The organism is Pseudomonas sp. GM24, assembly GCF_000282235.1.
GTDB lineage: Bacteria > Pseudomonadota > Gammaproteobacteria > Pseudomonadales > Pseudomonadaceae > Aquipseudomonas.
Genome location: NZ_AKJR01000073.1, coordinates 19,975 through 28,900, shown reverse-complemented (window position 1 = coordinate 28,900; position 8,926 = coordinate 19,975). Strand labels below are relative to the sequence as shown.

General features: G+C 60.3%; 11 protein-coding genes. 6 read left to right on the top strand and 5 right to left on the bottom strand.

The window, feature by feature from the left end:
* Positions 1-23 precede the first annotated feature (23 nt).
* From PMI23_RS11380 to PMI23_RS11365, 4 genes are all read right to left on the bottom strand, one after another.
* Positions 24-782 (bottom strand): hypothetical protein, encoded by a 759-nt coding sequence (locus tag PMI23_RS11380; protein ID WP_007918591.1) that lies wholly within the window; start codon positions 780-782, stop codon positions 24-26.
* The gene (locus PMI23_RS11375) at positions 775-1,056 is read right to left on the bottom strand and encodes a DUF1145 domain-containing protein (RefSeq protein WP_038358130.1); all 282 of its coding nucleotides are present in this window, start codon (positions 1,054-1,056) and stop codon (positions 775-777) included. Before PMI23_RS11375 ends, PMI23_RS11380 begins: the two co-directional genes overlap by 8 nt.
* A 163-nt stretch (positions 1,057-1,219) precedes the next feature.
* Positions 1,220-1,942 carry an OmpA family protein gene (locus PMI23_RS11370; RefSeq protein WP_007918595.1) on the bottom strand — a complete coding sequence of 241 codons (723 nt, stop codon included), beginning with the start codon at positions 1,940-1,942 and terminating at the stop codon, positions 1,220-1,222.
* 91 nt (positions 1,943-2,033) lie between these two features.
* Positions 2,034-2,729, bottom strand: coding sequence for an OmpA family protein (locus PMI23_RS11365; protein WP_007918596.1), 696 nt, complete (start codon positions 2,727-2,729; stop codon positions 2,034-2,036).
* Positions 2,730-2,928: 199 nt separating this feature from the next.
* On the opposite strand from PMI23_RS11365, the gene PMI23_RS11360 reads away from it, so the two are divergent.
* From PMI23_RS11360 to PMI23_RS11345, 4 genes are all read left to right on the top strand, one after another.
* Positions 2,929-3,426, top strand: a complete 498-nt coding sequence (locus PMI23_RS11360; RefSeq protein WP_007918598.1) for a DUF6231 family protein — start codon at positions 2,929-2,931, stop codon at positions 3,424-3,426.
* Positions 3,427-3,430: 4 nt separating this feature from the next.
* Entirely contained in the window at positions 3,431-3,907 is a 477-nt protein-coding gene (locus tag PMI23_RS11355; RefSeq protein ID WP_007918599.1) for a YchJ family protein, read from the top strand.
* A 122-nt stretch (positions 3,908-4,029) separates the two neighbouring features.
* The gene (locus PMI23_RS11350; RefSeq protein ID WP_007918600.1) at positions 4,030-4,524 is read left to right on the top strand and encodes an LEA type 2 family protein; all 495 of its coding nucleotides are present in this window, start codon (positions 4,030-4,032) and stop codon (positions 4,522-4,524) included.
* The gene (locus PMI23_RS11345; RefSeq protein WP_007918601.1) at positions 4,521-4,727 is read left to right on the top strand and encodes an SEC-C metal-binding domain-containing protein; all 207 of its coding nucleotides are present in this window, start codon (positions 4,521-4,523) and stop codon (positions 4,725-4,727) included. Before PMI23_RS11350 ends, PMI23_RS11345 begins: the two co-directional genes overlap by 4 nt.
* Before the next feature lie 147 nt (positions 4,728-4,874).
* Here the strand turns inward: PMI23_RS11345 and PMI23_RS11340 are convergent, their stop codons facing one another.
* Positions 4,875-5,432, bottom strand: coding sequence for a cysteine hydrolase family protein (locus PMI23_RS11340; protein ID WP_007918603.1), 558 nt, complete (start codon positions 5,430-5,432; stop codon positions 4,875-4,877).
* Positions 5,433-5,578: 146 nt separating this feature from the next.
* Here PMI23_RS11340 and PMI23_RS11335 point away from each other — a divergent pair, with 146 nt between their 5' ends.
* Both PMI23_RS11335 and PMI23_RS11330 read left to right on the top strand, forming a co-directional pair.
* On the top strand, positions 5,579-6,223 hold the full coding sequence (locus PMI23_RS11335; RefSeq protein WP_007918604.1) for a glutathione binding-like protein: 645 nt from the start codon (positions 5,579-5,581) through the stop codon (positions 6,221-6,223).
* A gap of 225 nt (positions 6,224-6,448) precedes the next feature.
* The gene (locus tag PMI23_RS11330) at positions 6,449-8,899 is read left to right on the top strand and encodes a penicillin acylase family protein (RefSeq protein WP_007918605.1); all 2,451 of its coding nucleotides are present in this window, start codon (positions 6,449-6,451) and stop codon (positions 8,897-8,899) included.
* The last annotated feature ends 27 nt before the right edge of the window (positions 8,900-8,926 follow it).

The window sequence follows — 8,926 nt, the reverse complement described above, 5'->3', positions numbered from 1 at the left end:
GGCGTTCCGATGAGGGTCTGCCTTTAAAGGCGCTGCACAGTCACAGCCCCCGCCGCCCCCACCGGCCCAGGCTGTCCATCCGCCCCGGCCTTGCCGTTCTTGCCGCCATCGGCGCGATACACCAGGCAGCCCTTGGACTTGCCACCCTTCCCTGCTTTGCCGCCAACGCCTGCCGGACCGCCAGCACCGCCCGCGACATTGACCTTGATCAGCTCGGCTGGAAACTCGCGCGGCACTTCAAGGCGCACCAGCGCTCCCGGTGCACCCGGTTGGCCGTCGCTGCCGTTACTGCCATCAAAACCGTGCCCGGCCGAACCGTAGGTGCAGCCCGGGTCTTCGCCATTACCGCCATCGAGGCCGACAAACCCCGGCGCACCGGTGCCGCCACGGGCATCGACCAACAGTTGCGGCGCGTTCAAAGCCTTGAATTGCAGATTCAGATTGCGCCCGGCACGGGCGGCTTTCTCATAAGTCCCCGGTGCACCCCGTGCAGTAATCCGGCTGCCATCGCTCAGCTCTGCACGAGCTACCTTCATCTCCAAAGCGTTCTCGCTCGGAACGATCGCGATACGGGCTTCATGGCCAAGACGTAACTCGCCCACGGTCAGTTCGGTCACGTTGGCAGGAATCAGCAACGTGCCGTAATCGGCCACTTCCAGTTTTTCCAGCTGCAACGTGCTGGCGGTGTTGGGCAAACGCATCAGCGAGTTGGTTTCAACGCTGACCACTTGGGCACAGGCCAATGGGCTGATAAATGCAGCGAGCAGGCAAAGTTTACGCATGGGAAGAAGCCTCCGGAGCGGCCGGGGCCGGGATGGATTGCAAGTGGAATACGCCGAACAGCAGGATGCGGCCACGGTCACGCCAAGGGTGCGGACGGCCTTTGAGGCTGCGATTGCACAGCAGCACTTCGAGTAGATGAATCAGCAACAGCAGGCCGCCGGCCAGATTGACCAGCAGATGCAGCGGATGTACGAACGGCACCAACTGATTGGCCAGCACCACGCAGCAGAACAGCAGGGTCAACAACCGCCCCAGCCCCCAGAACACTTTCATACGCTCCCCCGTGTTGCGAATTATTCTTTGGGCGCACAGTAACGGCTTCTGCGGGGGATAAGCCAGAGGCACAAATGAAAAAACTTCGCCGCGCCGCCAAATGGCTGCCGGAACGACTTCGATAATCGTCCGGCAGCTCTAGCCTGCGCCCTACAGAGGCGTCCTAGCGATTGATATGCAACTCCACGCGACGGTTCTGCGCGCGCCCTTCATCGGTTGCGTTATCGGCCACCGGTTCACTTTCTCCGCGCCCTTCGCTGGTGAGCTTGTTCGGCGCCAGCCCCTGACTCAGCAGATACGCCGCGACACTGCTCGCCCGCCGTTCCGACAAGGCCTGGTTGTAGGCATCCGAACCTTTGCTGTCGGTGTGACCAATGACCTTGATGCTGACCACGTCGGCATTGCGCAGCTTGTCCATCAGCGTATCGAGCTGGGCTTTCGCCGCCGGGGTCAGGTCGGATTTGTCGAAATCGAACAGCACGTTGCCGGCATCGCTGAGGGTGATGACTTCAGTTTGCGGCGCAGGCTCCGGCACTTTTTCCGTGACCGGGTATTGCGGTAGCGGGCAACCACGGTGATCGACCGGGGTATTTTCCGGGGTGTCCGGGCAACGGTCGCGGCGGTCGAACACGCCGTCGCCGTCTTCATCGCCGTCCTGGGCATAACAGATCAGTCCGCCGGTAAGAATCCCCAGCGCTGCGCCGCCACCGGCCCAGCCGCCACTTTCAATGGCGCCGAGACCGCCACCGACCAGCCCGCCGATAAGGCTGCAGATCGGCCACGTACGTTGATTGAGGGGTGCAGTGCCATCGCTGTGGGTGGCGCAACCGGTGAGCAAGCTGCCAAGCAGTAGCACCGGCAAGACGGACCTTGAGAAAACAGTCATTGTGAAAGCTCCTGTGTCACCGGCCCATACCGGTTACACAGGAGTAAAGACCCGCATCCGCGACTGCACAAGCCGCGGATGCGAGAGGGGCTTAACGCTGGATTTTGATTTCGGTACGACGGTTTTGCGCGCGACCGTCAGCGGTTTTGTTGTCGGCCACTGGCTGGCTTTCACCCAGACCGGACACCGAAACGAAGCTGGCGCGTGGCACACCTTGCTGGATCAGGTAGTCCACCACCGAATGCGCACGACGATCCGACAGTTTTTTGTTGTAGGCATCGCTGCCCACGCTGTCGGTATGACCGGTCACGGTCAGTTGCGCAGTCGAGGATTCCTGTTTCAGGCGGGTGGCGACCTTGTCGAGCACTTGCTTGTCAGGGCCGGTCAGCGTCGCTTTGTCGAACTGGAAGTGCACATCACGGATGACAATGGTTTCTTCCTTGACCACTACCGCTTCTTCAACCACCGGCGCAGGGGCTGGTGGAGGGCAACCGTCAGCGTCGACCTGTACGCCTTTAGGCGTGCCCGGGCACTTGTCGCGACTGTCCGGCACACCATCGCCGTCTTCGTCGCCATCACCGTGAACCCAGCAATAGGCCGCTGCCGTGCCGCCGACCAGCAACGCACCGTAGCCGGCCCACGCCGAACTTTCGGTCGCGCCGAGACCGGCACCGACAACACCACCGACCGCCGCACAGGTCGGCCAGTCGGTTTTCTGTAAACCTGCGCAACCAGTCAACACACTGGTTAGCAGAATCAAAGGTAATGCTGTCCGAACTATGCTCATCTGGTTTTCTCCTGAGGGATCGGCTTAAAACCGATTCAGGGAGTAAAGACCGGAGTTTTAATCTCCGCCAGCAATAGGCCACCGCTGTTTGCGAGCCTGTTCACAGGACTTCGGCACATTTGCCGCAAACGGGCGGAACAGGGCTCTTTGCCCGCACCGTCAGGCAGGCTAGTCTTGGCGGTCTGATTGAGGAGCTTTGATGAACGTCGCCATTTCTTCCCGCACGCCGCAACAGGCGCTGGCCGCTTTGCTGGATCGCTACGCCCCGGCGCGTCTGCTGCTGATCGGCGCCAGTGAGTTTCCGGCCTTGAGCGCTTTTAAACAGGCGCATCCAGACACCACCGTGGCCCATGCCGCGCCGGGCCCATTGCCTGCTGAACTGGCGGCGCAGCGTTTCGACCTGGCGCTGGTGGTCGATTGTCTGGAACATTTGCTCAAACGCGATGGCCTGAACCTGTTGGGCGGGATTCGCAATCTCAACGCCAGCCGCATCGCCGTGCTGGCAGACCTGTCAGCCAGCGGCTGGCAGGAAACCGACTTCTATTCGCTGGCGCTGCAAGCCAGTGAACGTTTTCAACGCGACGATCAAGTGCTGACACTGTTCACCTATGATCTGCTTGACTACAAACAAGTCCCCGACTGGCTCAACTCACGGTTCTGGGCCAATCCGGAAAACTTCGGGAAATACTGGTGGTAATGCAATGAGTACAGCCATTTGCCCGTGCGGCAGCGGCAATCTGCTGGAGGCCTGCTGCGGCCACTATCACGACGGCCACCCGGCGCCGTGCGCCGAAGCGCTGATGCGTTCGCGCTACAGCGCCTATGTGCTGGGTTTGATCGATTATCTGGTGGCGACCACCCTGCCTGCTCAGCAAGCGGGACTGGATCGCCAGTCGATCAGTAACTGGAGCGCGCAGAGCACCTGGCTTGGCCTTGAGGTCGAGAGTTCGGAAGTGCTCGGCGGTCAGCCAGAACACGCCTTCGTCACTTTCACCGCGCGCTGGCACGATGATCAGGGTGAGCACAGCCACCGCGAGCGCTCCTCGTTCGTGCAGAACGCCGGGCGCTGGTACTTCATTGATCCGACGGTGCAGTTGAAGCTGGGGCGCAATGACAGTTGCCCGTGCGCCAGTGGGCAGAAATTCAAGAAGTGCTGTGCAGGGTATTTCGGCGCTTGAGGTTGAAGATCAAAAGATCGCAGCCTGCGGCAGCTCCTACACAGGATTTGCGTTTCCCCTGTAGGAGCTGCCGCAGGCTGCGATCTTTTAGCGTCTAGACTGGCACCAAAGGGAGTTAAACCATGCTCGGTCGTCGGCGCACCTGCCAATGCTTCATTCTGATGCTGATGCTCAATCTCGGCGGTTGCGCGTCGTGGTTCAGCGATGACAGCGTCGACCCCGCCGTGCATCTGGTCAAAGTCGAAGTGGTGCGCGCCAAACTGCTCGAACAGAAATTCATCCTGCACTTTCGCATCGACAACCCCAACGACAGCGACCTGACCGTGCGCGGCCTGGACTACCGCATTCATCTGGCCGACATGCTGCTGGCCGAAGGCGAGCATGAACACTGGTTTACGGTCGGGCCGAAACGCAGTGCCTACTTCAAGGTGCCGATCCGCACCAACCTGTGGCCGAAGGTAAAAGACGTGGTGAAAATGCTGAAAAATCCGAATCAGCAGATTCCCTATCGTTTGCAGGGTGAGATGGAAACCGGTTTATTCATCGCTCACTACGTGCACCTTGAGCGCAATGGCGTGATAATCCCCGCCGATTTAATTCCGGAGCAAAACCGATGACTCAGCAACCTCATGTCCATGGCCCTGACTGCAACCACGATCATGATCATGACCATCACGATCATGACCACGGCCACGTTCACGGCCCGAACTGCGGCCACGCCCACCAGGAACCGGTGCGCAACGCCCTGAAAGACGTCGGTCGCAACGACCCTTGCCCATGCGGCAACGGCAAGAAATTCAAGAAGTGCCACGGCGCTTGATGCTCGGGGCGAAGACCCTCTTCGCCTGACAGACCGCTTTCGCGAGCAGGCTCGCTCCCACAGTCAATCGAGTTCCTTCAGTTGGAATACGGCCCACTGTGGCAGCGAGCCTGCTCGCGAAGGGGCCGGCACATACGGCGAAGTTTTTCAGCCAGCCACTAGAATCTGCGCAGCACTGACCACCGTCGCATACTCCCCTTGCAAATTCCCCAGCGACATCCCGTGCACCTCTTCAGCGGTACGCAGCGTGCCGAAATAGTCGGCCTTGTCGAAGGTGAAACAGGCATCCTCCGCGACCCACGCATCGAACCCCAGATTGCCCGCCGTGCGCGCCGTGGATTCCACGGAGTTGTTCGTCGCCACGCCAACAATGATCAACTGCCCGATCCCCGCCTCACGCAACCGCGCCTCTAACCCGCTAGCACAAAACGCATCGGGCACCTGTTTCTGAATCAGCCATTCACCGTCCTGCGGCAAAAACCGCTGCTGAAACTCCACCCCCTCCTGTTCCGGCCAAAATACCGAATCCGGCTCGCGCGACAAATGCTGCACATGCACCACCGGCCGACCGCTACGCCGCCAAAGCCCCAGCAGATCAAGGATTCGCTCCTCCGCCTGAGGATTATTCCTTCGCCCCAAACGCGGTTGCAGGATGCCTTTTTGCTGGTCGATGATGATCAGTGCAGCGTTGGCCTGAAGCTCCATGGCGATTTTTCTCACGCGGGGTCATTGAATTCTGCGCAGTTCAGCATCACCTCTTCCTACTAAGCAAGCTATCGAACGCACACGGGACGACCTGACGCCGGCGTTTGCTGTCCGCACACACGTCCATTTCTGCTTTGGAGTTTTCCATGATCGATCTGTATTACTGGACCACCCCCAACGGCCACAAGATCTCCCTGTTCCTTGAAGAAGCCGGCCTGCCGTACAACGTCCATCCGATCAATATCAGCCAGGGTGAGCAGTTCCAGCCGCACTTTCTGAAAATCGCGCCGAACAACCGCATTCCGGCCATCGTCGATCATGAACCGGCCGATGGTGGCGAGCCGCTGTCGCTGTTCGAATCCGGGGCGATTCTTTTGTATCTGGCGGAGAAAACCGGAAAGTTTCTGCCCAAAGACCTGCGCGGTCGGCAAACGGCGCTGCAATGGCTGTTCTGGCAGATGGGCGGACTGGGGCCGATGGCCGGACAGAATCACCATTTCAGCCAGTTCGCACCGGAAAAAATCCCCTATGCAATCAAGCGCTACATTGATGAGACGGCGCGGCTGTATGGCGTATTGAACAAACAACTGGCCGATAACGCATTCGTCGCCGGCAGCGAATACAGCATTGCCGACATGGCGATTTATCCGTGGATCGTCTCGCACAAATGGCAGAGTCAGAATCTCGAAGACTTCCCCCATGTGCAGCGCTGGTTCAACCACATCAAGGATCGCCCAGCGACAGTGAAGGCCTACGCGTTGGTGCAGAAAATCAATCCACCGAAGTCCTGAATCGCCGTGATTCTGATCGTTCCCACGCTCTGCGTGGGAATGCAGCCCGGGACGCTCCGCGTCCCTTCAAAGCCGAACTCGGAGCGTCCGTTGAGGCATTCCTTTGCTGCGCGCTGAAACGATCGTCGAGAACTGAAGAAATAACTCTGTCGCCCGCTTGCGCGGCACCCTCCTGCTCACTAACGTAGCGCCTTTACTGACGCTACCCCCCGCAGGAGCTTTGCCATGGCCTCGCCAGCCCTCACACATTTTCTTCCCCGGTTCGGCGTTGCCGCAGCAGTGGCCGGTGTTTTGGGCCTGTCCGGTTGCCAGACCTGGAACGCTCAGGACACCCTCCCGCCGACCTCCGGTGTGCAACCGCTCAAGGGCCTGGCGCAGAACGTGTCGGTACGCCGCAATGCCATGGGCATGCCGTTGATCGAAAGTAATACTTTCCACGACGCGCTGTTCAGCCTCGGCTATGTGCACGCCAGCGACCGCATCAACCAGATGGTCACCTTGCGCCTGCTCGCTCAGGGCCGTCTGGCGGAAATGTCCGGCGCGTCGATGCTCGACGCCGACCGCTACATGCGCGCGGTCAATCTGAAGAAAAGCGCCGGCGAGCTGTACAAAGCCTCGTCGCCACGCCTCAAGCGTTTCTTCGAAGTCTATGCGCGGGGTGTCAACGCCTACCTGTTCCGCTACGCCGACAAGTTGCCGGGCGATCTCGCCTCCAGCGGTTACAAGCCTGAATACTGGAAGCCGGAAGATTCGGCACTGATTTTCGCCCTGCTGAATTTCAGCCAGTCGGCCAACCTGCCGGAAGAAATTGAATCCTTGGTGCTCGCGCAAACCGTGACCAGCGACAAACTGGCCTGGCTGACGCCGTCCGCGCCGGACGAAAACCTGCCACTGGCCGAGGCCGACAAGCTGCAAGGCCTCAAGCTCAACGGGCAAATCCCCGGTCTGACCGAGCTGAGCAACGCCAGCCAGCAACTGTCGGCGCTGAACCTGCTGGGCACCACATCTTCAAACAACTGGGCGATCGCCCCGCAACGCAGCCGCAGCGGCAAGAGCCTGCTGGCCAGCGACGCCCATGGGCCGCTGGCCGCGCCGTCGCTGTGGAGCTTCGTGCAGATCCGCGCGCCGAAATATCAGGCGGCGGGCGTCACCGTCGCCGGTTTGCCGCTGGTCCTCGGTGGCTTCAACGGCAAAGTGGCGTGGAGCACGACCAGCGTGCTCGGCGATAACCAGGATCTGTTCCTGGAAAAAATCCGTCGCCAGGGCAGCAGCCTGACCTACGAGGTCAACGGCAAATGGCAACCGCTGGGCGTGCGCAACGAAACCTACTTCGTCAAAGGCCAGCGGCCGATTCGCGAAGCGGTGTACGAAACCCGTCACGGCGCGTTGCTCAACAGCGCTCAAGCGGCGGCGCAAGGCAGCGGTTTCGGTCTGGCCTTGCAAACCCCGAGCTTCACTGACGATAAATCGCTGGACGCATTTTTTGACCTGACCCGCGCGCAAACCGTTGAACGCGCTTCCGACGCCAGCCGTGAAATCCGCGCCATCGCCCTGAATCTGGTGTTCGCCGATGCGAGCAACATTGGCTGGCAAGTCACCGGGCGTTTCCCCAATCGGCGTGAAGGCGAAGGTTTGCTGCCATCGCCGGGCTGGGAAGGTCGCTATGACTGGGACGGTTACGCCGACCCGATGCTGCACCCGTACGATCAGGACCCGGCACAAGGCTGGCTCGGCACCGCCAACCAGCGCGTGATTCCACACGGTTACGGCATGCAGTTGTCGAACTCCTGGGCGGCGCCGGAGCGTGGCGAGCGTCTGGCGGAGCTGGCCGGCAGCGGCAAGCACGACAGCCGTAGCGTGATCGCCATGCAATACGACCAGACCACCACCTTCGCCGCCAAGTTGAAGAAAGTCTTCGAAGCACCGGGCATGAAACAACCGCTGAAACAGGCGATTGACGCTCTGCCGGAAGCGGATCGCAGCAAGGCGCGTGAAGCGTTCACGCGGTTGATGGCGTTCGACGGCAAGCTCAGCCCGACCTCGGCGGATGCGGCGATCTATGAGTTGTTCCTGCAGGAAAGCATGAAGCAGATCTTCCTCGACGAACTCGGCCCGGAATCGAGCGCGGCGTGGAAAGCGTTTATTGCCAATGGTGATTTGTCCTACGCAGCGCAGGCCGATCATCTGTTGGGACGCGAAGACAGTCCGTTCTGGGATGACATTCGCACGCCACAGAAAGAGGACAAAGCCGTGATTCTCGCCCGCAGCTTTGCCGCAGCGATCAGCGCTGGCGAGAGTCAGTTGGGTGGCGATCACAGAACCTGGCAGTGGGGCAAATTGCACAGCTATGTGTGGAAGAACAGCAATGGTCAGATCGTGCGTGGGCCGCTGGCGGCCGGTGGCGATCACACGACGTTGAACACTTCGGCGTTCGCTTGGGGTCAGGACTTCACCACCACCCGCGCGCCGTCGATGCGCTTCATCGTTGACTTCGGTCAGGCTGAGCCGCTGATGGGCCAGAACGGTACGGGACAATCCGGGAATCCGGTCAGCCCGAACTACCTGAACGGGATTGATGCGTGGCTGAAGGGGCAGTACATCGGCTTGCCGATGCAGCCGCAGAACTTTGATCGGGTCTATGGCAAAACTCGTTTGACCCTTACTCCCGGCAAATAAGCTGTAAATCAAGAGCCCCTCACCCTA